The organism is Brevibacillus sp. AY1 (genome assembly GCF_029870785.1).
Classification (GTDB): domain Bacteria; phylum Bacillota; class Bacilli; order Brevibacillales; family Brevibacillaceae; genus Brevibacillus; species Brevibacillus invocatus.
Genome location: NZ_JAFLPN010000001.1, coordinates 281,262 through 305,534 on the forward strand (window position 1 = coordinate 281,262; position 24,273 = coordinate 305,534).

A 24,273-nucleotide genomic window follows, 5' to 3' on the forward strand; every position below is an offset into this window, starting at 1 on the left:
ACTCTAACGAGAGAAGGAGGGGGAAAGATGGATTCCAAAAAAGCACTGGACGGCGTCGCTGCGCAGCCTATGGACGTATATGAGCAGACCCGAATGGCCCTTCACGATTTGGTTGCCGAATTGTGTGAGGCGATGGATGAGGATACAACGGACGTGTATAAACGCAAAGGCTATGAAATGATCGGCACTTATTATCGTGAACCTGTCAATACCGGAGAATTGATGCTGACCTTGAGCAGTGTGCTGGAAGATATCTTGTACAAGCTTGAGCTCACCCAGGAAAGCGAGCAGGTCACGATGGTGCGGGATGAATACAGTATGATGAAAAAAGACGAGGAGTAAGCGAAAGACCCTGCGAGTAGGGTCTTTTTTTAGTATGGATGATCCTAAGGATTTGGTTGGATTTGGGAAGAGGACAAAAGAACTAACCAAAAGAAGTTTGGCAAATGGTAAGATGGGGAAAGAGCAACAGGGGAGGATGGAATCAGGAGGAAGACCCCATGAAATATATCAGTGTCGAACAGGTAGAACCGGGCGATATTCTTGCCCGCAGTATTTATACGAGTGAAGGCTTGACTTTACTGCATGCAGGTGTGCAGCTAACGGTAGGAATGATCAATAAGCTTCGACGTTTTGGCGTCACCATGTTGAGCATTAAGGACCCCCTGTTAGATGATGTCAATATGGAAGAAGTCGTTACGGAAACGACTCGAAAAGATGCTATCCGCAACTTGTCAGCGGCGATTCAATGCGTTCAATCAGGTAAAAATATGGACGTGCGCGGGGTTCAAAAGTCAGTCAGCAACATCGTCGAGGAAGTGTTGAAAAACCGACGTGTCCTGTTGAATCTCGGAGAAATCCGGACTACTGACAACGCTCTCTACATCCACTCTCTAAACGTATGCATGATGGCAACTGTGATGGGAGTCGCACTTGGTTACAACAATACTCAGCTGAAGGAGCTTTCGATCGGGGCTCTGCTGCACGATATCGGCAAGCTAAGCGGGATGTCGAAAGAGGATTCAAAGGATTCCGACGAAGAGGAAAATCTTGAGAACCACTTTACGTGGACGGGCTTCAACGTCCTGCGAAAAAAACATGAGATGAGCATTGTATCTGCCCATGTGCCTCTTCAGCATCAGGAGTGGGTGGATGGCAGCGGAGTGCCGCGTGGACTGGCAGGTGAGGATATCCACGAGTTCGCGAAAATCGTAGCGATTTGCAATTACTATGATGATCTCATTTCTCCGTTTTCCGAGGAAGAGGCGACACTGCCGCCTTATGAAGCTTGCGAACGTATCATGGGCTTGGCGGAAAAGCGCTTTGACCTGCAGATGGTCATTCTCTTTTTGCGATCTATTGCCCTCTATCCGACTGGTAGCTCGCTGAAATTGAGTACAGGGGAAATCGGTGTAGTGATTGATCAGAATCGCGGTTTGCCGTCCCGCCCTGTCGTCCGAGTGATCCGTCGGGAACAAAATGCAAGTGAATTAATGTCAGAGCAGCACGACATCCGGGATATTGATTTGAGCGAGAAGCCGACGATCTTTATCACAGGTATTATGGACTAAGGGTTTTTCCCAATAAAGATCAGGGTAGTTCCCTATAGTGGAAAATTTTTCTCTCAGCTACAATAGAGACGTAAAAAGAAAAGTGACTATCTCATACGTTCATGAGGTGAGAGGGAGTGTTTTGAATGTCCTGCATTTTGGTACCTGTTGATCATACGGAACAATCACTGCAAGCACTGCGTTTTGCTCTGTCTTATGCCAAAGATAAGCATGAGCTGACTCTGCTCCATGTTATACCATTCTTTCCTTCTAAAAATGTCATCAACCGAATTGGACAAAAGCAGCTCCAGGATTTTCAACTGGAGGACGCACACGAAGAATTGAAAGAAATCAAAGAATTGGTAGAACAGTCGGGCGTGCCATATACGCTTGAAATCAAGTTTGGTGATGTGCAGCAGGTGATAAATGAGTTCGCCAAATCTGGATTTGAAGCGATCATTATGGGTACACATGGATACGGGCGATTTACCGGATTCCTGATGCAAAGTGTTAGCTATCCGACAGTGCATGATGTGAACATTCCGGTATTTTTGATTTCTGAGGATACCAAACAGGAGCGGTTCCCTTGGAGTAAAGTGCTGATTGCTGTAGATGGTTCCGACCAAGCAAAAGAAGCCATCGAAAAAGCGGTCGCGCTGAGCCAGAATATGGAAGTTACATACTCTTTGGTTACCGTGGTACCTCCGCCAGTCACGTATGCAGGGGCTTACGGACCTGGTTGGCAGGATGTCAATACGCTGGAGGAGTGGGGCAAAGCAACCTTGCTGCCCTATGAAGAATTGCTGCAAGAAAAAGGGATCAAGTTTGAAAGCAAGCTGCTGATCGGCGATCCGGCAACCTCAATCCGTCAAGCCGCCAAGGAACAGGGATGCGACCTGATTGTTTTGGGGCACCACGGAATGGGGGGCGTAGCTGGGACCATGATGGGAAGCGTAACGTTCAAGATGATCCATCGCACAGAAACTCCACTACTGATCGTAAAGAAATAGAATTTCCTAAGCTGTCCGTTATTGATACGGGCAGTTTTTTTTTTGCACGTATGTACGAAGAAAAATCCATAAAATATAGGGTACTAGGGTATTGTAAAAATAGGATTGACTAATATACCACATGGGGGTATATTGTAAAGGTGATCATTTGGAAAAAAATCAAAAGCTTACCTGCGTCCAATACAGAATGGAGAGATTGACAATATGAAGAAAAGCTTCTTACCCGCAGTAGTTTTGTCTTTGACTATCTTGGCAGGTTGCGGAAATACCGACAATTCGGCACACCAAACGAATAACGAGCATGGGGAAAGCCATGCGGGGCATAGTGCAGGGACGGAACAGCATTCCTCTGATCAGGGGTATCTAAACGCAGCTTTTACTTTCCCTGCCGGATCTGCAACAGCAAATAATGAGACAGAGCTGAGTGTGCAAATCACCGACCAGAAAGGGGTACCAGTCAACGATTTCGAGGTTAATCATGAAAAGCTGCTGCACTTGATCATCGTCAACCATGATCTGTCATATTTTTCCCACATTCATCCTGATTTCAAGGGGGAGGGCAGATTCAGTATAAACACCCAATTTCCCGCGGGTGGAGATTACAAGCTTTTTGCAGATTTCAAACCCGCTGGAGGCTCGAGTACGACTTTAAGCGAATGGGTGAAAATAGAAGGAGAACCAGCAGCACATACAGATCTGAAAGCAGATACGAAGCTGGTAAAAGAAGTAGGGGACAAAGAGGTTGAACTGGCTGTGAGCAATACCTTTGCGAAGGAAGAAACGATCCTGACCTTTCACCTGCGCGACGCCAGGACAAAGGCAGGCATCGACAACCTAGAGCCTTATCTTGGATCTGTTGGCCATGTGGTAATCCTGTCCCAGGATGCCAGTCAATATCTGCATGTGCACCCACTCGATGAAAAGGCGACGGGGCCTGAAGCGCAATTCGCAACCACGTTTCCTCAAGCTGGTATCTATAAAATCTGGGGACAATTTCAGCACCGGGGAGAGGTCATCACCGTTCCGTACGTCGTCGAAGTGAAAGAAAGATAGACGGGAGAGGAGAACCGCTATGGGAGAGAAAATGAAAATCACAGTGAATCCTGCGGTTCAAGTAGGGGGAAGCAAGGGAAAGAGAAATTCAGTAGATTCGTAGAACGCGTATCTGTGGATACACTGAAAATGATTTAGCCTGTAGGATCGAGAGGGTGCAGCCGGGTTCGCTGCATCCTTTTACGTTTTATCCGATCTAGCGCATACTTGAAGTGAGATGCTCCCAAACTAAGCAGAATGATTTGCGGACGTATTAAAGGGGAGGGGGCAAGGAATGCAAATTGGTTGTCATGTAAGCATCCGTGACGGTTATTTGAGCGCGGCTAAAAACGCTTATCAACAGGGCGCTTCCGCCTATCAATACTTTCCGAAAAATCCACGAAGCTTATCTGTAAAAGCGTTCGACGAGCGAGATGCACAAGAATGCAAGCGTTATTGTCAGCAGCATGCGCTACAGTCGGTTGCCCACACCCCGTATCCTACCAACCTCTCCGCTGATGACCAGGCATTGTATCAGCTGACCGTCGAATCTTTGCGCAATGATTTGGAGATCGCAGAGGCGTGCGGTTCCATAGGAGTTGTTGTGCATTTCGGACAGTTCAAAGGAAAGCATCAGGATCCTCTCTACGGCTATCTCCGCATGATTGAGATGCTCAATGAAGTATTGGCAAAATGGGACGGAGATGCCTTGCTCCTGATTGAGAACAATGCGGGACAGGGTAGCAGGATGGGAACGACGCTGGAGGAATTGACGCAGGTCAGGAGCCTGATCCATGCACCACATAAAATTGGCTTTTGTCTGGACACCTGTCATGCTTTTGCCAGCGCCCTCTGGCAGGGAGAGAATTGGGAGGAGGTTGCAGAGCAGGCTCGCAAACTGGACTATCTGTCACATGTGAAAGCCATTCATCTCAACGATTCGATGTACCCACACCAGTCCTTTCGCGACCGCCATGCCAATCTGGGCCAAGGGTATATTCCGGAAGTGGGACTCAGAGCATTGTTCGCTACACCTGAGTTTCAGGAACTGCCATTCATTCTGGAGACCCCGCATCCCGCAGGAAAATCTCATCGGGAAGAGATCGCTTATGTAAAGGAGCGATTCGTTCCAACTACGGCAAGGAACAGGTGATGGACAGTCGCCGTGCGGAAGTGCGGGCCATTGGCAGGGGTGTCCACTCTGTGTTACAGTGTGAGTTGGGTGTTGAATCAGGGAGGTTGCAAGCAGATGAAAAAGCGAATCAAAGTGACGATTGCGGATTTTACGGTACTAAAGGAGAACCTGAACGATCTACAGGAGCTAGAGCTTTACGAAAAAGCCAATGGACATACATACGATGCGGAAATCGAACATGATGGGTATGCGATTGTGGACGTGTCCGAAGACGATTACATTGAGCTGGCTCCAGGCGAGTACCAGCTGATGATCGAGGAATGGACGCATGCAGGTAACATCGGGGAGTGGATGGTGCAGACCAAATCAGATCCCCAGGACGATACAGCTCTTTTATACCGGAAAGTGGACGCAAACGGCAACGAGCTGGAAGCGCCCGTATCCTTGCCCAAGCAAGTCGTTGAGCTGGTAGCCAAAACTTGGTTTGGCAAAAAAAATAAAACGCAATCAGACGAAGCATAAATGGAAAGCCGCTGCTCCCGAACGGGGACAGCGGCTTTCGTTTTCAATAGCAACCTTACATTTCTTCCGGAGCTGCCAGTCCCAGGAGGCGCAGACCTTCCTTGAGAACGGTTGTGACGGCGGCAACCAGCTGGAGACGAGAAGCTTTGATTTCTTCTTCTTCCGCGAGAATACGGATGTTGGCATAAAATTTGTTGAAGACCTGTGCCAGATCAATCACGTATTTGCCGATCAGAGACGGGTCAAAGTTGTCTCCTGCACGCTCGACGATGTCTGGGAATGCATTCAGCAGTGTGACGACTGCCCAGGCTTCCTTGCTGTCCAATGCCCCTGGAGCGAGGGAGGTCTGCGACTCAGGCTGGTAGTTGCCCTTGCGCAGCAGCGAGCAGGCACGAGCGTGCGTATATTGAACGTACGGCCCGGTCTCTCCTTCAAAGGTAAGCATCTCTTCCCAGGAGAAGTTGATGTCGTTGAGACGATAGTTTTTCAAATCGTGGAAGATCACGGCACCTACGCCCACCTGACGAGATACTTCTTCCTTGTTGGCTAGCGATGGATTTTTTTCTTCAATCACTTTCTGCACATCAGCAATCGCCTGAGCCAATACCTCTTCCAGCAAGACGACTTTCCCTTTACGGGTGGACATTTTCTTTCCATCCTTGAGCATCATCCCGAATGGAATGTGGTACATGTTTGCTGCCCACGGATAGCCCATTTTTTCCAGCACCTTGTACAGCTGCTGGAAGTGGAGGCGTTGTTCATTTCCGACCACGTAAACTGCTTTGGCAAAATCGTAGGTTTCATGGCGGTACAAGGCAGCAGCTAGGTCACGGGTCGCGTAAAGGGTCGCCCCATCTGATTTTTTGATCAGAGAAGGTGGCATGTCGTACTCATCCAGTGTAACGACCTGTGCGCCATCGGACTCGGTCAGCAGTCCTTTTTCCTCCAATAGCTGAACGACCCGGTCCATCTTGTCGTTGTAGAAGGCTTCGCCATTGGTGGAGTCGAAGGATACGTTCATCAAGTCGTAGATCTTCATGAATTCCTTCAGGGACTCGTCACGGAACCAGGTCCACAGATGCTTTGCTTCTGTGTCACCGTCTTCCAGCTTTTTGAACCATTCACGGCCTTGATCTTCCAGGGATGGATCGTTTTCTGCTTCTTCATGGAAACGGATATAGAGACTGAGCAGTTCTTTGATTGGCTCTGCTTTTACCTTTTCTTCGTCTCCCCATAGCTTGTAAGCTACGATCAATTTTCCGAACTGGGTGCCCCAGTCACCCAAGTGATTAATGCGCACCGGTTTGTAGCCTTGCTTTTCCATGATGTTGGCGATGGCGTTACCAATTACGGTTGAACGCAGATGTCCCATCGAGAACGGTTTTGCGATGTTGGGGGAGGAGAGATCAATGGGGACATTGCGTCCCTGTCCCAGATCGCTGTCTCCATAAGCTTTTCCTTGAGAAAGAACAGTGCTGATCACTTGCTGGGCAACCATTTCCTGATCCAAAAAGAGGTTGACGTATGGGCCGACAGCCTTTACTTCCTTCAATGGTGCGCCACTGATTTGTTCAGTCAGCTCTGCAGCGATCATGGGAGGTGCTTTGCGCAGTGCTTTCGCTAATTGAAAGCAAGGGAAGGCGATATCGCCCATCGCCGGATTTGGTGGGGTTTCCAGCATGTTATAAACGTTTTCTTTGGTCAGCGAGTCCACGCCGAGGTGAACCAGGGCGGAAGCAATTTTCTCCGCCACTTGATGCTTGTAGCTCATTTTTTGATACTCCTTTCACTTGTGAAGGTGTGATCCGCAAATAAAAAAACCCCTGCGTCTCCTGAAAAAAGAGACGAGAGGTTATGCTCCCGCGGTGCCACTCTTGTTGTTTTTGCTATCCTGTCAGAGGCCAGCAAAAACCGCTTGATCTGCGATAACGGGCAGTACCGGCATGTCCCTACGCGATCTGCGTAAGGAACGCAGATTTTCAGGCAGCATCTCCAAGGGGCGTTTCCTCACATGGTCCGCATCGGGCTTGCACCTTCCCCGACTCGCTTCAGCTTCACACATGGAGTACTTTCCTTATCAACGATTCATCCTTATCTATGCATTATAGCCAAAAAAGACGAGCATGTGCAACTTACTCTTCTGGCTTTTTAAGGATTTGATCCAATTTTTGAAAATACTCGCGCGTCAGCTTTTCTTTTTCTTCAGCGCTCAGGTTTTCCGTGTTCATCCATTGATTCTTGAACGTTTCCAGCTGCTCCAGCATCGCAAGCTCAGCCCTGGCCTCTTCCTCCAGATCGTAATTCTCGGAGGGATCGAAGGGAATCAAGCGGTTGTCATTACCACTGCGCAAATAAGGTTTGCGCCAGTTGTCGGGAAAATGATAAGATTGCTCACCGAATAACAGTCCGAGAACGTCGTCGGATTCGACAGGCAGGAAGTGGTCGTGCTCGTTGCGTCGACCTCCCTCAACCAGGTTGATATGGACAAGGAAGTAGCGCAAATAATGCTGCTGGGTCTCACGATGCTTCACAATGCTATAAGTCTCGAATTCACTTTGTTCGAGTACTTTAATATTTTCCAATGCAGAGATAAATGCATCCTTTTCTTGGGGAAGTAGTGTATCCACTTAGGGTTCGCTCCTTTGTTGTCCTTCGTTCCCCATCATAGCAAATCACGATAACACTGACAATCAAGCGGGTGCTTGACGTTACATGTGAAAAAAGAGCCTGAAGAAGTCTTCAGGCTCTTTTAGCTATTCTGTCTGATGGCCTAGCAGTCGTCAGAGCACCCAACGATGACCAGCAGGATAAACAGAACGAGCACGATTGCGAAGGCTTCACCAAAAAAGCCGCTGCTGTAAGAAGTACTCATGTTTGTTTTCCCTCCTTTCCGTTATGCTCTAGTCTATACACGAACGCGGAGGTTGGCGTGGGCGAATGACCAGTTGCCGGAAATTTGGGCGCGATCTTGAAGCGTCAATGAAAATAGACAAATTGTTGATTGACGCCATGCAAGGGGGGTGATAAGATACTTTCAAACGTCATACAAAATTCCAAATAATTGAATAGCATGTACAACTCTTATCCAGAGAGGCAGAGGGACTGGCCTGATGAAGCCTCGGCAACCGGTAAAACCGGTGCCAATTCCAGCAAAGCTTTTTGCTTTGAAAGATAAGAGGATGGTTCAAGCGCATAAGCTATCTCGCGGACAAATCCTCTCCTTTCACAAGAAGAGGATTTTTTTATTTGCATGTAAAATCGTTCGTCAAAAAGAACTACCGATACAGGGGAGAAGGAGCAAGCCAAATGAAACCTACTTTTCGCGAACAGCTTTCCCAGAAAATTTTGATACTGGACGGTGCTATGGGCACGATGCTGCAGCAGGCCAATCTGTCTGCAGAAGATTTTGGCGGGGATGAGTACGAGGGCTGTAATGAATTGCTGAATTTGACCAGACCGGATGTGATTCGATCCATCCACGAAACGTATCTGGAGGCAGGAGCAGATATCGTCGAGACAAATACCTTTGGTGCTACTTCGGTGGTGCTCGCTGAATATGACGTAGCGGATAAAGATCTGGAGATCAACATCGAGGCTGCCAGACTGGCAAAAGAAGCGGTCGATCGCTATTCCACTCCTGAGTGGCCCCGTTATGTGGCAGGGTCCATGGGGCCAACGACGAAGACGCTCTCGCTGACCGGAGGGGTAACCTTCGATGATTTGGTCGAATCGTATTATCGCCAGGCAAAAGGATTGCTGCTGGGTGGAGTCGACGTGCTTTTGCTTGAGACCTCGCAGGATACTCTCAACGTCAAAGCGGGCGGTATCGGGATTCGTCAGGCCTTTGCGGAGCTGGGTCAAGAAGTGCCGGTGATGCTGTCCGGGACGATCGAGCCGATGGGTACTACCTTGGCTGGACAAAACATCGAAGCCTTTTACTTCTCTCTGGAGCATCTGAAGCCAGTCTCCGTAGGTCTTAATTGTGCGACTGGTCCTGAATTCATGCGCGATCATTTGCGTACACTCTCTGGCTTGGCTCAATGCGGCGTGAGCTGTTATCCCAATGCCGGGCTGCCAGATGAAAACGGACATTACCACGAGACACCACAAGGACTCGCTGCCAAAATGCGGGCTTTTGCCGAGCAGGGCTGGCTCAACATCGCAGGTGGCTGCTGCGGAACGACCCCCGATCACATCCGGGCCATGGCAGACGCGCTGAAGGACTGCAAGCCTCGTACGCAAGTAAGCGAACCTGTCAGTGCTGTATCCGGTATTGACGTCGTTTACGTAGAAGACGATAACCGTCCGTTGCTCGTCGGAGAACGTACCAACGTGATTGGTTCCAAGAAATTCCGCGATCTGATCGCGGCAGGGCAGTATGAAGAAGCATCTGATATTGCCCGAGCCCAGGTGAAGCGTGGAGCTCACGTAATCGATATTTGTCTCGCAGATCCGGACCGGGATGAATACGCCGATATGGAAAAATTCCTCCAATATATTATGAAAAAAGTGAAAGCGCCATTGATGATCGACTCCACAGATGCCAAGGTCATGGAGCTGGGATTGCGTTATTCGCAAGGAAAGGCCATTCTCAACTCCATCAATCTGGAGGATGGACTGGAGAGATTTGAAGAGGTTGCTCCCCTGATTCATAAATACGGTGCAGCCGTTGTCGTTGGGACCATCGAGGAAGCTGGAATGGCTGTTACACGCGAAAAAAAGCTGGAGGTAGCCAAGCGCTCGTACGACCTGCTGGTAAATCAATATGGGGTCAACCCTCAAGATATCATATTTGATCCGCTTGTCTTTCCGGTAGGTACCGGAGATGAGCAGTACATCGGTTCAGCGAAAGAGACCGTGGAAGGCATCCGTCTCATCAAGGAAGCGATGCCTCATTGCAAAACCATTCTGGGTGTGAGCAACGTGTCTTTTGGATTGCCTGCGGCGGGAAGGGAAGTACTCAACGCGGTATTCCTCTATCATACGACGCTCGCCGGTCTCGATTACGCGATCGTGAATACCGAGAAGCTGGAGCGTTACGCTTCGATTCCGGAAAATGAAAGGAAGCTGGCAGAAGCGCTTTTGTTCGAAACCAATGACGAAACGCTGGCCGCATTCACAGAGTTTTATCGCCAAAAGAAAAAAGAAGATAAGATTGAGGTCTCCTCGTTGACGCTGGAGGAAAGACTTGCACGCTATGTTGTAGAGGGTTCCAAGGATGGCTTGACTGAAGACCTGAAGCTGGCTTTGGAAAAGTACCAGCCGTTGGATATAATCAACGGGCCATTGATGCGCGGGATGGAAGAGGTTGGCCGCCTGTTTAACGGAAACCAGCTGATTGTGGCAGAGGTTTTGCAAAGTGCTGAGGTCATGAAGGCATCGGTCTCGTTCCTCGAGCCTTTCATGGAAAAATCGGATGCAGCTGCAAAAGGGAAGATTCTATTGGCTACGGTCAAAGGGGACGTGCATGACATCGGAAAGAATCTGGTGGAAATCATTCTTTCCAACAACGGCTATGAGGTCGTCAATCTGGGAATCAAAGTACCACCTGAACAGCTGATTGCCGCATGCCGCGAAGAAAAGCCGGATGCGATTGGACTTTCAGGCCTGCTGGTTAAATCGGCTCAGCAAATGGTGATTACAGCGCAGGATTTGCGGGCTGCCGGTATCGATGTACCGATGATGGTCGGAGGTGCGGCGCTGACTCGTAAATTCACCTCCAATCGCATTGCCCCTGAGTATCGGGGAATCGTGCTTTACGCCAAGGATGCGATGGACGGACTGGATCTGGTAAATCGTCTGCAAAATCCCCAGGAACGGGAGCGGCTGGTAGTCGAGCAACAACAAATGCAAGAAGCTGCGTCGGCAGTCGAAACGGTCGTTGTGGAAAAGAAACCTGCACTGCCTGCACGTTCTGCCATCAGCCGTACCGCTCCGATTCAGTTACCGCCAGATTGTCAGCCTCATGTCCTGCGTCAGTACCCGATCAGCCACCTGCAGCCCTATCTGAACTTGCGAATGCTGCTAGGCAAACATTTGGGCGTACGCGGCAACGTGGAGAAGCTGATCGAAGCGGGAGACGAGAAAGTGCTACAGCTGTACGGGCTCGTTGAAGAGCTCCTGACAGAAGCGAAGCAGAAGGGGACGATCACCGCTCATGGGGTGTATCAATTTTTCCCTGCCCAAGCAGATGGCAACGATATCGTCGTCTACGACCCGCAGGATCACAGCAAAGTACTGGAACGCTTCAGCTTTCCGCGTCAGCCGGAAGAACCGTACCTGTGCCTCTCTGACTTCCTGCGTCCGATTGAGAGCAAGGAAATGGATTACGTAGGCTTCCTGACCGTAACCGCAGGTGGAGGAATTCGGGAATTGTCTACTGAGCTGAAGGATCGGGGCGATTACTTGCGTTCCCACGTCTTGCAAGCCTTGGCACTGGAACTCGCTGAGGCGTTTGCAGAGCGTGTTCACCACATGATGCGCGACAGCTGGGGAATTCCTGACCCTGCAGAGATGACGATGCTGGAGCGTTTCGGTGCTCGTTATCAGGGAATCCGCGTATCGTTCGGATATCCGGCGTGTCCGAATCTGGAGGATCAGCAGCAGTTGTTTAGGCTGATTAAACCTGAAAATATCGGCGTTCACTTGACCGAAGGCTGCATGATGGAACCGGAAGCATCCGTCTCCGCGATGGTATTTGCCCATCCGGAAGCGCGTTATTTCAATGCGGGACCATCCGTGTTCGAAGTTTAGAAGATAGAGATGATTGAACGGAGAGAAGGGATCAGGTTGACGACGAGCAAGCAAGATTTAAGAGAATACTTGCAAGATCATTTGCTGGTTGGAGACGGAGCGATGGCGACCCAGTTGCATAGACTGGGCGTCCCCGTGGGTGTCAGCTTTGAGGAACTGTGTTTGTCCAATCCCAGATTGGTGCATGAAGTACACGACTCATACTATCAGGCTGGAGCGCGCCTTCTGGAAACCAACACGTATTCTGCAAATCGAGATTCATTGTCACGCTATGGAATGGAGCATAAAGTGACGCGTATTAACCGTCAAGCCGTTTCACTTGCACGTGAAGCGGCGCAGGGAGATGCTTATGTAGCCGGAAGCATTGGTTCGATCTTGGCTGGTCGGGTGCGCAAAAAAGTGCTGGACGAATATCGGGATCAGTATGAAGAGCAGGCGATTGCTTTACTGCATGCAGGGGTAGATGGATTGATTCTGGAAACCTTTCTGGATCTGGAGGAGCTGCTGCTTGCCATTGAAGTGATTCGACCTTTGACCCCACTCCCGCTGATCACCCAGCTCGCTACGCTGGAAGTGGGAAGAACGCGTGATGGCTACTCGCTGACAGAAGCATTTGCCCAACTGAAAACAGCGGGAGCAGATATTATCGGACTCAACTGTCGTCTCGGCCCAGCGGAGATTCTTCGTTCCTTTGAAACCGTACAGGCACCCCAGGATGCACTCCTGTCTGCCTTTCCAAACGCAGGTCGTCTGGGCATGACAGACGGGGAGTACGCGTACAAATCGACGGCGGAGTATTTTGGCCAAAGTGCGTTGCGCTTAAGAGAGCAAGGAATCCGACTGATTGGGGGTTGTTGCGGGACGACTCCTGAGCATGTCAAAGCGATGGCAGATGCGTTGGAATCCCTTGAGCCGCAAGCACGTACCAATCCAGACGTAGTTCCGGGTGAAAGACCATTGATTTCTGTGACCAGTGTACGCGATCAGGATCGGCCGAGTATCGTAGACAAGGTAAAGTCCGGTACGACGATTATCGTTGAGTTCGACCCGCCTCGTGATCTGGATGCGGATTCGTTTCTCGAAGGATGCTGTGAGCTGCACAAGGCTGGTGCAGACGCTATTACTCTCGCCGACAATTCCCTGGCGACGGTAAGGATGAGCAATATGGCCTTGGGAGCGATGATGAAGAGCAGGTACGGAATCGACCCGTTGTTGCATCTGGCTTGCCGCGACCGCAATCTGATCGGACAGCAATCCCACCTGATGGGTCTGCACGCATTAGGCATCGACCAGATTCTGGTCATCACCGGAGATCCTTCTCGTTTTGGCGACCTGCCAGGGGCGAGCTCCGTATTTGATGTGACGTCCTTTGATCTGATTCGCATGGTGAAGCAGTTGAATGAAGGAATCTCCTTCTCCGGAAGACCTTTGAAGCAGAAGGCGCAGTTCATTGTGGGTGCGGCTTTTAATCCAAACGTCAGGCAAATCGATGCGGCAATCGCACGTTTGGAGAAAAAGGTAGAGGCAGGAGCGGATTACATCATGACACAGCCTGTCTACGATGCTGAGTCGATCAAGGTCGTCTATGAAGCGACGAAGCATATCGGAATTCCTGTATTTATCGGCATCATGCCATTGACCAGCTCCCGAAATGCGGAATTCCTGCACAACGAAGTGCCGGGTATCAAGCTTTCTCCTGAAGCCTTGGAACGAATGAAGCGGGTACAGGGGGAGGATGCGAGACGGGAAGGAATTCAGATCGCCAAAGAATTGCTGGATACGGCTGTCCGCTACTTCCAGGGAATCTATCTGATTACGCCGTTTAACTACTATTCGATGGCAACAGAGCTGATCCAATATGTTCGTCAGCAAAGTGCGCAGTTGAAGGTGCCTGTGCAAGGGTAATCGAAAAAGATAGTAACAAGAGGTCCGGCACTCATTCAGACGCTGGACCTCTTTTAATTCGTCTGTGCATGTAGGGGATGCCAGCCCTGTTCTCGTAGGAAGAGACTGAGCTGTCCAAACATCGCCAGTCGCTCCTCACGGGTAAAAGAGGCATTGGCTCCACTGGTTGATGGAATGACAAAAACATAACTGCCAGCCCAGTCCTGCGTTGAAAAATAACGTTGGGGCTGTATACCTAGAATAACGTCGCCCTTCTTTTGACCACTTGCATGGCGGAAGGCAGTAATGCCGTTGAAGCAGATGACACGAGGACGGTAGGTTTGGACCATCTGAACGAATTGCTCGGCACCAAGGGAATAATCTTCCTCACACAAGTCAACGGATGAGCGGGTAGGGCGTGAAACCAGATCGGTAATGCCGTAATGGTAGTCCAGCAGAAAAGCCGTTTCCTCGGGCAAAAGCTTGCGAGGAGTCAGGCCACCCTCATATAAACCGCGCCAAAAAGGTTGGCTGGATTGGCATAATGAAAGCCAGCCGTAGCTGACACACGTCCAGGGTTGATTCCGCAAAACAAGACGGCAAGATCGCGGCGAATGTAGGTAGGCAACCATTTATCTGTGAAATCGACCAAGTGAACACCTCCTGTTCTGACATTGTAGCACATCCGATAACGTCTGCTGGAAGCAGCAAAAAAAGCTGCCGTATCGGGCAGCTTTTTCATATGATCATTTCGAATTTTTGGCTCGCTTACTAGCTCTCTTACAGCTGAGGGTAAGGAAGCATTTGCTCGGGTTCATGCAGATGGAATTGCTCCATTTCATTTCGGACGTATTTTTTCGATTCAAAAGGAACGACTTCCTGTTCTTCTTTGCCCCATAGCCAGCGTGACAACGATTGGATCATAAGGATTCCCCTCACTTGGTGGAAATGTTTTACATACTCATCATACTCCTAAATGGAATGTATTTGGTTAGGGAGGTGTGAATAAGGCGTGAAGAAATGGTGGAGAGAACGTGAACAAAAAGGAAGCGATTTCAGGCGAAAGAAAAATGGATAGAGGCTCAGGTATTCTCCGAGATCTCTATCCATTCTACATTTAAGGCTGTGCACGGTGTTCGCTGAATTACAGTTTGTAGATGTCGCTGTATTTTTTGACGAGGTAATCCACGAGGTAGGTTGCATTTGTACCTTCACCCGTGATGGCTTCCACCAGTTCGCGAGGGCTCTTCATCTTGCCGTGCTGATGGATTTTTTCTTTGAGCCATTCACGGATTGGCGCAAAATCCCCGCTCTCGATCAATTCTTCGTAGTCCTTGATTTCCTGCTGCATCACATGGGCAAACTGAGCAGCATAGACGTTGCCGAGTGAATACGTTGGGAAGTAGCCGAAGCTGCCGCCAGCCCAGTGGACATCCTGCAAAACGCCCAAGGTATCCGTAGGAGGGACGACGCCCAGATATTCCTCCATTTTTTCGTTCCAGATGGTCGGCAGGTCAGCGACCTTCAAAGTACCATTGATCAGACCTTTTTCAATTTCATAGCGAATCATCACATGCAGATTATAGGTGACTTCGTCGGATTCGGTGCGGATGAAGGATGGAGTGACCTCGTTGATCGCCCGATAAAAGCTGTCTAAGCTGACTCCCTCAAATTGGGCAGGGAATGCGCTGAGAAGCTCACTGTACATGCCTTTCCAGAAAGGAAGACTACGTCCGACCATGTTCTCCCAATAACGAGACTGCGACTCATGGATGCCCATCGAGGTACCATCACATAGCGGTGTGAACAGAAGTTCTGGATCGATGTTCTGCTCGTACATGGCGTGACCCGCTTCATGAATACAGCTGAACAAGGCGTTGTTGAAATCATTTTCGTCAAAACGGGTGGTAATCCGTACGTCTCCAGGGTTAAACGAAGTGCAGAAAGGATGTACGCTGCGATCCATCCGACCTGCCTGGAAGTCGTAACCGATTTTCTTTAGCACAAAACGGCTAAAAGCATCCTGCTCGGCGATCGGGAAGTGCTTGGTTAAAGCAGAAGTATCCGGTTTGTTCGGCGACTGTGCGATTGCCGCTACCAGATCAACAGTTTTTTCCCGCAGGGTAGCAAAAATGGCATCCAGCTGTTCGACTGTCATCCCTGGTTCATACAGATCCAGCAGTGTATTGTATTTGTTCTTCCCGTCATTGCCCCAGAACTCAATGAACTTGAGCTGGAAATCCACGATTTTCTCCAGATAAGGCTGGAACATGCTGAAATCGTTTTTTTCACGTGCTTCTTCCCAGATGGTTTCTGCCTGGGAGGTGAGGACGACGAATTGCTGATACGTTTCAGCCGGTATCAGCTTGTTGCGATCAAATTCCTTTTTGCATTCAAGGACGGTATGGCGAGTGACCGGATCTAGGGAAGCAAGCGTATCACTTGCACCGAGTTCATCCAGAAAGGCTTCCATTTCTTTCGAGGTAGCCAATTTGAACTGTTCAGCGGAAAGTGTACCAATCACTTCGGAACGAGCTTCCATACCTTTGCGTGGAGCCTGTGTCCGCATATCCCAATGAAGGACAGCAAGAGCCTGGTTGTAGCTCGATATTTTTTTGACGAAATCGCGAAAAGCCGAAACACGGTTTTCCAAACTTGTAGTCATGAGTTCCCTCCTTGTTAAAATGGATGCGTATGTAGTCTTAGCTGCGTTCAAAAAATTTTTACTACTATCATTATAACGGTTTGCTAAAAAATTACTAGGTAGATGCATGGAGCATTTGTCGGTATAATCGGTAAGGGAATAAAATGAGGCTGCGAATACGAATGACGATGACAGGAGAATGAAGATGAGTCAAACCAATCCACTATGGGGAAATGAGATTGCAAAGCGGCGTACCTTCGCCATTATTTCCCACCCGGACGCGGGTAAAACGACCATGACAGAAAAACTGCTCTACTACGGTGGAGCCATCCGTGAAGCGGGTGTGGTGAAAGGACGTAAAAACTCCAAGCATGCCACCTCTGACTGGATGGATATCGAGAAAAAACGTGGAATCTCCGTCACCTCCAGTGCGATGGATTTTGAATACAAGGGTCACCATATCAATATATTGGATACACCTGGTCACCAGGACTTTAGTGAGGATACGTATCGGACTTTGACTGCTGCTGATGCGGCGGTAATGATCATCGACGTAGCCAAAGGGGTGGAGGCCCAGACGATCAAGCTGTTCAAGGTTTGTCGGATGCGTGGTATCCCGATCTTTACCTTTGTCAACAAATTGGATCGTCACGGGAAGGATCCGTTTGAGCTCTTGGAGGAGCTGGAAAACGTCTTGGGCATTCGTTCATACCCGATGAATTGGCCGATTGGCATGGGGAACTACTTCAGTGGCGTATACGATCGCCACAAATCTCGCGTGGAGCTGTACCAAAACAACTCCGAGCATGACGAGATTTCCTTCTTTCCAGTAGAAGGAGCAGAAGACCCGCTTATTGGCGAGCGTGTCGGGGCAGACCTCTGGCAGCAGCTTCAGGATGAGATTTCTTTGCTCGATGTGGCTGGAGACGAGTTCAACATGGAGCTGATCAACAAAGGAGAGCTGACCCCTGTATTCTTCGGCAGTGCGATCAACAACTTTGGTGTACAGACCTTTCTGGACAACTTTTTGCAAATGGCGCCGCCGCCATCACCGAAGAAGAGCACGGCCGGCTTGATTGATCCAGAGTCTAATTTCTTTTCCGGCTTTATTTTTAAAATCCAGGCGAACATGAATCCTGCTCACCGTGACCGTATCGCGTTCCTGCGGATTTGTTCCGGCAAATTTGAGCGGGGGATGTCGGTGAAGCACGTACGGCTCGGCAAGGATATCAAGCTGGCTCAGCCTGTGCAGTTTATGGCACAAGACCGGGAGATTGTCGATGAATCCTACGCTGGCGACGTGATCGGCTTGTTTGACCCGGGCATTTTCCAGATCGGAGACACCTTGTGTGTGGGGCAAACCTTTGAATACGAAGAAATGCCCCACTTCTCTCCGGAGTTTTTCTCCAAGGTCATGGTGAAGGATGCCATGAAGCACAAGCAGTTCCAAAAAGGAATCATGCAGCTGACAGAAGAAGGGACGGTACAGCTGTTCCGTACCTATCCGATGGAAGAACTGATTTTGGGCGTAGTCGGGGTCTTGCAGTTCGAGGTTCTTGAATACCGGCTGAAGGCAGAGTACGGTGTAGATATCATGCTGACCCGGATGCCATTCCAGATCGCTCGTTGGCTGGAAGGGGAAAAATCGGCTCTGGACGCCCTCAAAAACAAGATCGTGTCCGACCGATATGGCCGTCCGGTCATGCTGTTTGAAAGTGAATATCAGCTGCGCGTGGCGGTGGATAAATATCCAAACGTCAAGTTCCACGAAAGCTCACTTGGTTTGAAACCCAATATGTCCTAAAGTGGACTTACCATGCTATGAAAAGAGGGTCTCGCACTTGTCTGCGAGGCTCTTTTTGTTTTTTTGACGTGTAGGAATCTATAAGCACTAAGCTTGTGAAAGGTTTTTTATCCTACTTGGACGACTCTCTTCATATACTGGGACAAAGATCGGTCGATCATGGAGAGGAGGGGGATACCATGAGGGTTCTCCTGTTTGTCGTGCTGTTCGTCGTAGCCTTTGACATGCATGCCCAGACGCCGTTGCTGGCGCCGTATTTGAATATTCTCGGGGTATCTGCCGCCGTGATCGGCTTTGTCCTGGGCGCATATGCCATAAGCAACCTGACAGGCAACCTGTTGGCCGGGCCGTTTCTGGACCGTTTTCCGAAAAAGTGGTTCATCGGTGGCGGTTTGATACTGGCTGGATTTATGCTGATCGGCCAAGGGGTCGTCAAAAGCACGGAAGGTTTTTTTGCTTTTCGCCTGATGCTCGGCTTCTTGATGGCTTTTGTATCACCTGCCTGTTCAGCGATGCTGGGAGAGACAGGCAGGACTGAGCTGGAGCAGGGAAAATTGATGGGGCAAAAAGGATTGGTGCTGACTTCAGCCGGAATCATTTCTCCAGCGGTCGGAAGCTTTTTGGCCGTACAGTTTGGCTATGGACAGTCCTTCGTCATCCTTGGCTATCTGATGATTGCTGTCGGCGTATTCGCATGGCTGGTGTTGCCCAAGCGAGTGGAGGGCGGGATGGCGTATCAGCCAAAAGCGCAAATGACCGGAAACAAGGGTCTGGTTGCCGTGTTTGAGAACAGAATGCTGTATCCCGCATTTTTAGGCGGCTTCGCCGTTCTGTATGCGCAAGGGACGATTATTTACGAGGTTCCGTTGTTGATCCAGCGGCAAGGACTCTCTCCAGCAGTTACAGGAATTTTGTTCAGTCTGAAGGGTCTGGGTACGTTGGCCATTCTGAGCCAGTTCTGGCTGTACCGAGTATCGGTCGAGAATCGAATTTTTGCTTCTTTCGGGGTTCTTAGCCTCTTGCTGTATGTATTAGCCATTGGCCTGCCAGTGCCGATCCAGGTGATGATGTTTTTCATGGGGGGATGCTTCGGTATCTTGTTTCCAGCCCTTGCCACAATCTTGACGGTCCACTCGCCCAGAGAATTGTACGGGAGTGTCTTCAGCGTCTATTCAGCCGTCCTTTCCTTGGGAGCTGTTATTAGCCCGATTATTGCAGGATTGCTTGGCAACTGGCATCACTCCTACTTCATCGCATTTTTTGTGACAGCTGGGGCGTGCCTGATTGGAGGTATTCATCGCTGGCTTGTTAGCAGCGTGCCGAGGTAGTAGCAGGGTGAAGCTCACTTCCTTCCTATTGTTTCAACGCCTTATCGACTTTATAATGGCGATATGAAGACGGGAAAAACGACCAATGCATGGAAACGAATGAGGCGAATAACGGCTTGTCTGATCCTGCTCATCCTCTGTCTCAATTTTCCGACCTGGACACCTGCTTTGACGGATGAGAATGGAGGGGCGCTGCCTGAGTATTCCTGGGCAGATGGAATCAGGCTTGCCTTGGGGGATGCATTTTCAAGAAATGCCATTCTTCCTCAGACAAAAGGTGTCAAGCTGGCAGATACCGTTCCGAAGCTGGACGTCCCAGCTTACTTTTGTATGGGAAGACATGATTACATGACACCGTCAGAGGTGGCCTACAGCTAATCAAATCGGATTCAGGGATGCGTCGTGCTGTATTGCAGCTGGGGAAACCATAACACGCGAAGCGATGCTCCAGATCAAGAGCAGGATGGATTCCATGGAATGGGCTGTGAAAAATTAAAATGTACGGAGGAAACCCGATGATAAAAGAAAGAATCCCCTGGTAATCTCGTGCTCCACCTCCTCTCGTTTCAGAAAACAAAAGGATTATTCTATGAAAACGAGAGGATGTTCGACATGTGGCCAAAATCGATCGATTGGAAAAAGATAAGGTTTGGGGTGGAAATGGAGTTTGTGGGTGGTGACCCCGAAAGTCTGGAGTTGTTGCCTGGTTGGGTGGTCTCGTTGGATGAACGGCAGATCGACGAAACAGGAGAAGAATCTGGCAGTGAGTTAAAGCCGCCACCGCTATTGTGGGAGGAACGTGACCAAATTCGAGTCATGCTTGACCGGCTTCATGCTCAAGGGGCATGGGTGAATTGGAGCTGCGGGCTTCATGTCCACATTGATTTGGAAGCATGGGGACAAGAAATGATTCTCCCCTTACTAGAAGCAGCGCTCTTGTACCAAGAAACCATGCAGTCGTTGTTGCAAACCAGCCCGCATCGAACGATCTATTGCCCGCCGGTAACAGAGGACATACGAAAGCGCTATGTCGACAAACCATCTGAAAGAGCGGTTCTTCGTCCAGGACGTCCTCAATCCCACAGGTGCGGAATCAACACAGCTGCCTGGTTTGACATTGGGACAGTAGAGATTCGTTATGCAAATGGATCGCTGATCGAAGCAGAAATCATGAATACCATTGAGTTTTGCCTTCGCTTTGTTGCCGCAATCGGCGAGGGGCGCAAGCTTTCCTGCGACCCGCGAAAAATGGCGATCGAACTAGGGGCTCCGGTTGGAGGATATCCAGCTCCCATCCCCATACCACGCTGGTATCAGGAAAGGCTTTGGTTGGAAGATGGCCTGATTCCGGCTGTCAAACAATTGGCGGGTGAGCTTGTAAAGGATGGGGAAATCCTTCAAATTTTACCGGTGCCAGATGGTATCTTGATCGCGATTGAGGATCAGGAGGGGAAGCCCTTCAAATATGTGGTTCAACCACCTTCTGAAGGATGGAAAATGGTTCGGCAGGTTAAGGAGTAGAGGTATTAAGGTATAGCTACAAGCCTTTCGTCTAAAGGGACGGAAGGCTTTTATTATACTATCGGAAAGTTTAAGTGCGCTAAAGCGCTAAAAAGATTAGCGGAAGATAGTATAAGTGCAACTAAGGCTCCGCCAAAAGCTTGGCCGTAGCCAAGTTTTCTAATAAAATTGGCACATGGTTAACACAAATCGTTAAGATTCCCGAGTTCCTGTAGCTTTTTTCTCCGGCTTCAGGTTTGCAAGCTATGGAAGGGAAAGCTCAAAAAGGACTGCAACAGCCTGCCAGCCGGCAACCTGTCGTAGCCCTCTGATCCATGTCTGACGAAATTTCTCGGCTCTTACTCTTCCCCCGTTGCTACCGGATTGTCCGCATACGATACCCAGTCACTCCAGCTTCCTGCGTACAGCTTGGCATCCGTTCTCCCAGCCGAGTGCAGCGCGAGCAGGTTGGAGCATGCGGTCACGCCAGAGCCGCAGTAGACGATGATTTCCTTGTCGGCAAAAGGCGCGATCCGATCTTGAAGCTTGTCCACCGCTTGCATGGTTTGCTCAGGAGTGAGGTTGTCCTTGTAAAAGAAGTTGAGCGCTCCTGGAATGTGGCCGGCTTTGGGATCGAGCGGTTCCTGTTCGCCGCGATAGCGTTCACCAGCACGAGAATCGAGCAGAATCGTCTGTTCACCGCGTTCTTTTACCCCTTGGACGCCGACAAGCATTTCTGTTTGTACATCTGCAACAAAGGCAGAAGCGGTCGCTGTAGGAAGTTCTGCAGTGACTTCATAGCCAGCCTTTTTCCAAGCGGCATAGCCACCGTCGAGGACAGCCGTGTTGTCGTGTCCGAGATAGCGCAAGAGCCACCATAGACGACCTGCCATTGCCATTTCCTGATCGTCGTACGCGATGACCGTTTTGGTCTTGTCGATCCCTACGCTTGAAAACAGGGAGACCAGGTCATCGATATCCGGCAAAGGATGACGTCCCCCGTGTTCCTGTTTCTTGCCAGACAGATCGCGGTTCAAATGAAAATAGAAAGCTCCCGGAATGTGATTTTCTCTGTATGCTTTTTCTCCCGCATCCCCATCCGCATCAGCCAGAACAAAGCGGCAATCTACAATAATCAGTTGCTCGTCCTGCAGATGCGCGCGCAGCCACTCAGGGCTAACCATAGCTTGCATAAATCTCCCACCTTTCGTTTTTCTTCATCATAGCAGATGCGTATTCAATCAGGTACAATAATTGAAGCAGCTATAGAAAAAGGAGAGAGACAAATGAAGCGCGCCATCCGATATTTTTTAGAAGGATTGCTCTATGTCATCCCGCTTGCGGTTACGGTCTTCATCCTTTACAAAATTTTTGTTACCGTAGACAGCTGGCTGAACCTGCCGATTCCCGGAGTAGGTTTTCTTTTGACGATTGTCGGAATTTTTGTGATCGGCTTCCTGGCGTCCAATGTGCTCACACAAGGCTTGATGTCGCTGATTTCGCAACTGTTTGAAAAGGTTCCTTTTATCAAGCTGATTTACACTTCCATCAAGGACTTGATCGGCGCTTTTGTAGGGGAGAAAAAGAGCTTTGATAAACCAGTTCTCGTGACTTTGTCCCAGGAAGGGTTTCCCAAGGCCATCGGATTCATTACGAAAGAAGACTTGGAAGCCTTTGGGCTTACCGATCACGTGGCGGTATATCTGCCACAATCGTATAATTTTGCAGGCAATCTGCTGATCTTTCCCGTGGAACAGGTTCAAATCCTGGACGTAGACAGCTCCGAGGTCATGGCGTTTCTCGTATCCGGAGGGGTATCTGGAAAATAAAAGAAAGAGGGTTGGGAGATGTTTCCCAGCCCTCTTATGATTCTGTCGAGCTTTTTTTATGTTTCGCGTTTGTGAACCAACGACGCACATCACCATTGAGAATCAGGTTGGTGACAACACCTGCGACCAAGCCCCAGAACGCTGCTCCAATACCTGCGATGGACATGCCAGAAATCGTGACGAGAAAGGTAATCAGCGCACTTTCACGATGAGAAGGCTCGCTCATGGCTGAAGTCAGACTGGAGATCAGGGATGCAAATAGCGCGAGTCCGGCGATAACCGCTGTCAGCTCTTTCGGAAATGCAGAAAAGACCGAAGCAATCGTCGCTCCAAACATCCCGAATACGAGATAGAACAAGCCAGAGGATATGCCGGCAATATATCGCTTATCCGGATCGGGATGTGCTTCTTTACCTGTACAGATGGCAGCTGTTATGGCTGCCAGGTTGATCCCGTGCGAGCCGAAGGGAGCCATCAGAAAGGAAGCGAGTCCGGTCGTCGCAATGAGAGGACTGGCGGGTGTATCGTAGCCATCTGCTTTAAGCACGCTCATGCCAGGGGCATTTTGCGAAGCCATCGTGACGATAAACAAGGGGATGCCCAGTCCGATGATCGCATCCAGTGAAAAGGTGGGCATGGTAAAGATCGGCTCTGCCAGTTTTACCTGGATGTGATCCAGATGCATACGTCCAAAGCCAAACGCAATCGCTACACCGACGAGCAAGGAAAAAACGACAGCATAGCGAGGCGTCCAACGCTTGGCGAGCAGATAGGTGAGAAGCATCGCGATGGCGAGTGCAGGGAAATCTTGCATGGAGACGAATACCTGGACTCCAAAAGAGAGCAGGATCCCCGCCAGCATCGCTGTGGTAATAGACTGGGGTACATGCTTCATGATTTTAGTAAAGAGACCGGATATGCCGAGCAGGGTAATGGCGAGTCCTGCGAACAAAAACGCCCCGATTGCGTCGGAAAAGGAATAGGCGGACCAGCTCGCCACAAGAAGCACAACCCCTGGAGTAGACCAAGCTGTAATGATTGGAGCCTTGAACCAGATGCTCAGCACGATGGCAGTAAGGCCCGTCCCAAAGGAGATGGCCCATATCCAGGAGGAAAGATGCGCTTCGCTGAGTCCAGCTACTTTGGCAGCCTGAAAGACGATCAGTAACGGGCCTGCATAGGAGACCATGGTCGCGATGAGCCCGACAATAAAGGCGGATAGTGAAAAATCATTATGAAGTTGGCGCAGGCGTGAAGACAAGAGAGGTTCCCCTTTCGCAAA

General features: G+C 49.7%; 22 protein-coding genes, 1 riboswitch and 1 other annotated feature. Of the genes, 13 read left to right on the plus strand and 9 right to left on the minus strand.

The window, feature by feature from the left end:
* Positions 1-27: 27 nt before the first annotated feature.
* The 6 genes from JZI27_RS01455 (at position 28) to JZI27_RS01480 (ending at position 5,249) form a co-directional block, all read left to right on the plus strand.
* Positions 28-342: a hypothetical protein gene (locus JZI27_RS01455; protein WP_057133774.1), complete on the plus strand. Its 315-nt coding sequence runs from the start codon at positions 28-30 to the stop codon at positions 340-342.
* Positions 343-500: 158 nt separating this feature from the next.
* Positions 501-1,571, plus strand: a complete 1,071-nt coding sequence (locus tag JZI27_RS01460) for an HD-GYP domain-containing protein (protein ID WP_280206423.1) — start codon at positions 501-503, stop codon at positions 1,569-1,571.
* 125 nt (positions 1,572-1,696) lie between these two features.
* On the plus strand, positions 1,697-2,560 hold the full coding sequence (locus tag JZI27_RS01465; RefSeq protein ID WP_280206425.1) for a universal stress protein: 864 nt from the start codon (positions 1,697-1,699) through the stop codon (positions 2,558-2,560).
* 204 nt (positions 2,561-2,764) lie between these two features.
* Positions 2,765-3,613 (plus strand): hypothetical protein, encoded by an 849-nt coding sequence (locus JZI27_RS01470; protein WP_280206427.1) that lies wholly within the window; start codon positions 2,765-2,767, stop codon positions 3,611-3,613.
* A gap of 274 nt (positions 3,614-3,887) precedes the next feature.
* Positions 3,888-4,745 (plus strand): deoxyribonuclease IV, encoded by an 858-nt coding sequence (locus JZI27_RS01475; RefSeq protein WP_057133772.1) that lies wholly within the window; start codon positions 3,888-3,890, stop codon positions 4,743-4,745.
* Between the two features lie 96 nt (positions 4,746-4,841).
* Entirely contained in the window at positions 4,842-5,249 is a 408-nt protein-coding gene (locus tag JZI27_RS01480) for a hypothetical protein (RefSeq protein WP_251244703.1), read from the plus strand.
* 55 nt (positions 5,250-5,304) lie between these two features.
* On the opposite strand, the gene argS is transcribed toward JZI27_RS01480, so the two are convergent.
* The 3 genes from argS to JZI27_RS01495 all read right to left on the minus strand — a co-directional run bounded on the left by argS (position 5,305) and on the right by JZI27_RS01495 (position 8,121).
* Positions 5,305-7,020, minus strand: coding sequence for an arginine--tRNA ligase (gene argS / locus JZI27_RS01485; RefSeq protein WP_057133771.1), 1,716 nt, complete (start codon positions 7,018-7,020; stop codon positions 5,305-5,307).
* A 66-nt stretch (positions 7,021-7,086) separates the two neighbouring features.
* Positions 7,087-7,339: a binding site (T-box leader), on the minus strand.
* A 42-nt stretch (positions 7,340-7,381) separates the two neighbouring features.
* Positions 7,382-7,876, minus strand: a complete 495-nt coding sequence (locus tag JZI27_RS01490) for a hypothetical protein (RefSeq protein ID WP_057133865.1) — start codon at positions 7,874-7,876, stop codon at positions 7,382-7,384.
* 143 nt (positions 7,877-8,019) lie between these two features.
* Positions 8,020-8,121 carry a YjcZ family sporulation protein gene (locus JZI27_RS01495; RefSeq protein WP_122908531.1) on the minus strand — a complete coding sequence of 34 codons (102 nt, stop codon included), beginning with the start codon at positions 8,119-8,121 and terminating at the stop codon, positions 8,020-8,022.
* A gap of 206 nt (positions 8,122-8,327) precedes the next feature.
* A riboswitch (SAM riboswitch) is annotated at positions 8,328-8,427 on the plus strand.
* A gap of 128 nt (positions 8,428-8,555) precedes the next feature.
* Between JZI27_RS01495 and metH the strand changes: the two genes are divergently transcribed.
* Positions 8,556-12,002 carry a methionine synthase gene (gene metH, locus JZI27_RS01500; protein ID WP_280206435.1) on the plus strand — a complete coding sequence of 1,149 codons (3,447 nt, stop codon included), beginning with the start codon at positions 8,556-8,558 and terminating at the stop codon, positions 12,000-12,002.
* A gap of 9 nt (positions 12,003-12,011) precedes the next feature.
* Positions 12,012-13,907, plus strand: a complete 1,896-nt coding sequence (locus JZI27_RS01505; RefSeq protein ID WP_280206437.1) for a bifunctional homocysteine S-methyltransferase/methylenetetrahydrofolate reductase — start codon at positions 12,012-12,014, stop codon at positions 13,905-13,907.
* A 53-nt stretch (positions 13,908-13,960) separates the two neighbouring features.
* On the opposite strand, the gene JZI27_RS01510 is transcribed toward JZI27_RS01505, so the two are convergent.
* From JZI27_RS01510 to JZI27_RS01525, 4 genes are all read right to left on the minus strand, one after another.
* Positions 13,961-14,365 (minus strand): mismatch-specific DNA-glycosylase, encoded by a 405-nt coding sequence (locus JZI27_RS01510; protein WP_280206439.1) that lies wholly within the window; start codon positions 14,363-14,365, stop codon positions 13,961-13,963.
* A gap of 14 nt (positions 14,366-14,379) precedes the next feature.
* Positions 14,380-14,538, minus strand: coding sequence for a uracil-DNA glycosylase family protein (locus JZI27_RS01515; RefSeq protein ID WP_280206441.1), 159 nt, complete (start codon positions 14,536-14,538; stop codon positions 14,380-14,382).
* Positions 14,539-14,666: 128 nt separating this feature from the next.
* Positions 14,667-14,810 carry a hypothetical protein gene (locus JZI27_RS01520; protein ID WP_183184899.1) on the minus strand — a complete coding sequence of 48 codons (144 nt, stop codon included), beginning with the start codon at positions 14,808-14,810 and terminating at the stop codon, positions 14,667-14,669.
* 220 nt (positions 14,811-15,030) lie between these two features.
* Positions 15,031-16,551, minus strand: coding sequence for a carboxypeptidase M32 (locus JZI27_RS01525; protein WP_280206445.1), 1,521 nt, complete (start codon positions 16,549-16,551; stop codon positions 15,031-15,033).
* A 184-nt stretch (positions 16,552-16,735) separates the two neighbouring features.
* On the opposite strand from JZI27_RS01525, the gene JZI27_RS01530 reads away from it, so the two are divergent.
* The 4 genes from JZI27_RS01530 to JZI27_RS01545 all read left to right on the plus strand — a co-directional run bounded on the left by JZI27_RS01530 (position 16,736) and on the right by JZI27_RS01545 (position 21,183).
* Positions 16,736-18,334 carry a peptide chain release factor 3 gene (locus JZI27_RS01530; RefSeq protein WP_251244296.1) on the plus strand — a complete coding sequence of 533 codons (1,599 nt, stop codon included), beginning with the start codon at positions 16,736-16,738 and terminating at the stop codon, positions 18,332-18,334.
* Positions 18,335-18,513: 179 nt separating this feature from the next.
* The gene (locus tag JZI27_RS01535) at positions 18,514-19,662 is read left to right on the plus strand and encodes an MFS transporter (RefSeq protein WP_251244295.1); all 1,149 of its coding nucleotides are present in this window, start codon (positions 18,514-18,516) and stop codon (positions 19,660-19,662) included.
* Between the two features lie 63 nt (positions 19,663-19,725).
* Positions 19,726-20,040, plus strand: coding sequence for a hypothetical protein (locus tag JZI27_RS01540; RefSeq protein ID WP_280206449.1), 315 nt, complete (start codon positions 19,726-19,728; stop codon positions 20,038-20,040).
* A gap of 234 nt (positions 20,041-20,274) precedes the next feature.
* Positions 20,275-21,183 carry an amidoligase family protein gene (locus tag JZI27_RS01545; RefSeq protein WP_280206451.1) on the plus strand — a complete coding sequence of 303 codons (909 nt, stop codon included), beginning with the start codon at positions 20,275-20,277 and terminating at the stop codon, positions 21,181-21,183.
* A gap of 338 nt (positions 21,184-21,521) precedes the next feature.
* Here the strand turns inward: JZI27_RS01545 and JZI27_RS01550 are convergent, their stop codons facing one another.
* A complete protein-coding gene (locus tag JZI27_RS01550; protein ID WP_280206453.1) occupies positions 21,522-22,355 on the minus strand; it encodes a sulfurtransferase in 834 nt (277 codons plus the stop codon).
* Positions 22,356-22,448: 93 nt separating this feature from the next.
* Here JZI27_RS01550 and JZI27_RS01555 point away from each other — a divergent pair, with 93 nt between their 5' ends.
* Positions 22,449-22,991 (plus strand): DUF502 domain-containing protein, encoded by a 543-nt coding sequence (locus JZI27_RS01555; protein ID WP_122908524.1) that lies wholly within the window; start codon positions 22,449-22,451, stop codon positions 22,989-22,991.
* Positions 22,992-23,025: 34 nt separating this feature from the next.
* On the opposite strand, the gene JZI27_RS01560 is transcribed toward JZI27_RS01555, so the two are convergent.
* Complete coding sequence (locus tag JZI27_RS01560) at positions 23,026-24,252, minus strand: benzoate/H(+) symporter BenE family transporter (protein ID WP_280206455.1); 1,227 nt, start codon at positions 24,250-24,252, stop codon at positions 23,026-23,028.
* Between the last annotated feature and the right edge of the window lie 21 nt (positions 24,253-24,273).

What these genes read in the sequence shown, in the direction of transcription:
- JZI27_RS01455 (WP_057133774.1), top strand. Translation starts at nt 28, where the DNA reads ATGGATTCCAAAAAAGCACTGGACGGCGTCGCTGCGCAGCCTATGGAC.
- JZI27_RS01460 (WP_280206423.1), top strand. Translation starts at nt 501, where the DNA reads ATGAAATATATCAGTGTCGAACAGGTAGAACCGGGCGATATTCTTGCC.
- JZI27_RS01465 (WP_280206425.1), top strand. Translation starts at nt 1,697, where the DNA reads ATGTCCTGCATTTTGGTACCTGTTGATCATACGGAACAATCACTGCAA.
- JZI27_RS01470 (WP_280206427.1), top strand. Translation starts at nt 2,765, where the DNA reads ATGAAGAAAAGCTTCTTACCCGCAGTAGTTTTGTCTTTGACTATCTTG.
- JZI27_RS01475 (WP_057133772.1), top strand. Translation starts at nt 3,888, where the DNA reads ATGCAAATTGGTTGTCATGTAAGCATCCGTGACGGTTATTTGAGCGCG.
- JZI27_RS01480 (WP_251244703.1), top strand. Translation starts at nt 4,842, where the DNA reads ATGAAAAAGCGAATCAAAGTGACGATTGCGGATTTTACGGTACTAAAG.
- argS (WP_057133771.1), bottom strand. Translation starts at nt 7,020, where the DNA reads ATGAGCTACAAGCATCAAGTGGCGGAGAAAATTGCTTCCGCCCTGGTT.
- JZI27_RS01495 (WP_122908531.1), bottom strand. Translation starts at nt 8,121, where the DNA reads ATGAGTACTTCTTACAGCAGCGGCTTTTTTGGTGAAGCCTTCGCAATC.
- metH (WP_280206435.1), top strand. Translation starts at nt 8,556, where the DNA reads ATGAAACCTACTTTTCGCGAACAGCTTTCCCAGAAAATTTTGATACTG.
- JZI27_RS01505 (WP_280206437.1), top strand. Translation starts at nt 12,012, where the DNA reads ATGATTGAACGGAGAGAAGGGATCAGGTTGACGACGAGCAAGCAAGAT.
- JZI27_RS01520 (WP_183184899.1), bottom strand. Translation starts at nt 14,810, where the DNA reads ATGATCCAATCGTTGTCACGCTGGCTATGGGGCAAAGAAGAACAGGAA.
- JZI27_RS01525 (WP_280206445.1), bottom strand. Translation starts at nt 16,551, where the DNA reads ATGACTACAAGTTTGGAAAACCGTGTTTCGGCTTTTCGCGATTTCGTC.
- JZI27_RS01530 (WP_251244296.1), top strand. Translation starts at nt 16,736, where the DNA reads ATGAGTCAAACCAATCCACTATGGGGAAATGAGATTGCAAAGCGGCGT.
- JZI27_RS01535 (WP_251244295.1), top strand. Translation starts at nt 18,514, where the DNA reads ATGAGGGTTCTCCTGTTTGTCGTGCTGTTCGTCGTAGCCTTTGACATG.
- JZI27_RS01540 (WP_280206449.1), top strand. Translation starts at nt 19,726, where the DNA reads ATGAAGACGGGAAAAACGACCAATGCATGGAAACGAATGAGGCGAATA.
- JZI27_RS01545 (WP_280206451.1), top strand. Translation starts at nt 20,275, where the DNA reads ATGTGGCCAAAATCGATCGATTGGAAAAAGATAAGGTTTGGGGTGGAA.
- JZI27_RS01550 (WP_280206453.1), bottom strand. Translation starts at nt 22,355, where the DNA reads ATGCAAGCTATGGTTAGCCCTGAGTGGCTGCGCGCGCATCTGCAGGAC.
- JZI27_RS01555 (WP_122908524.1), top strand. Translation starts at nt 22,449, where the DNA reads ATGAAGCGCGCCATCCGATATTTTTTAGAAGGATTGCTCTATGTCATC.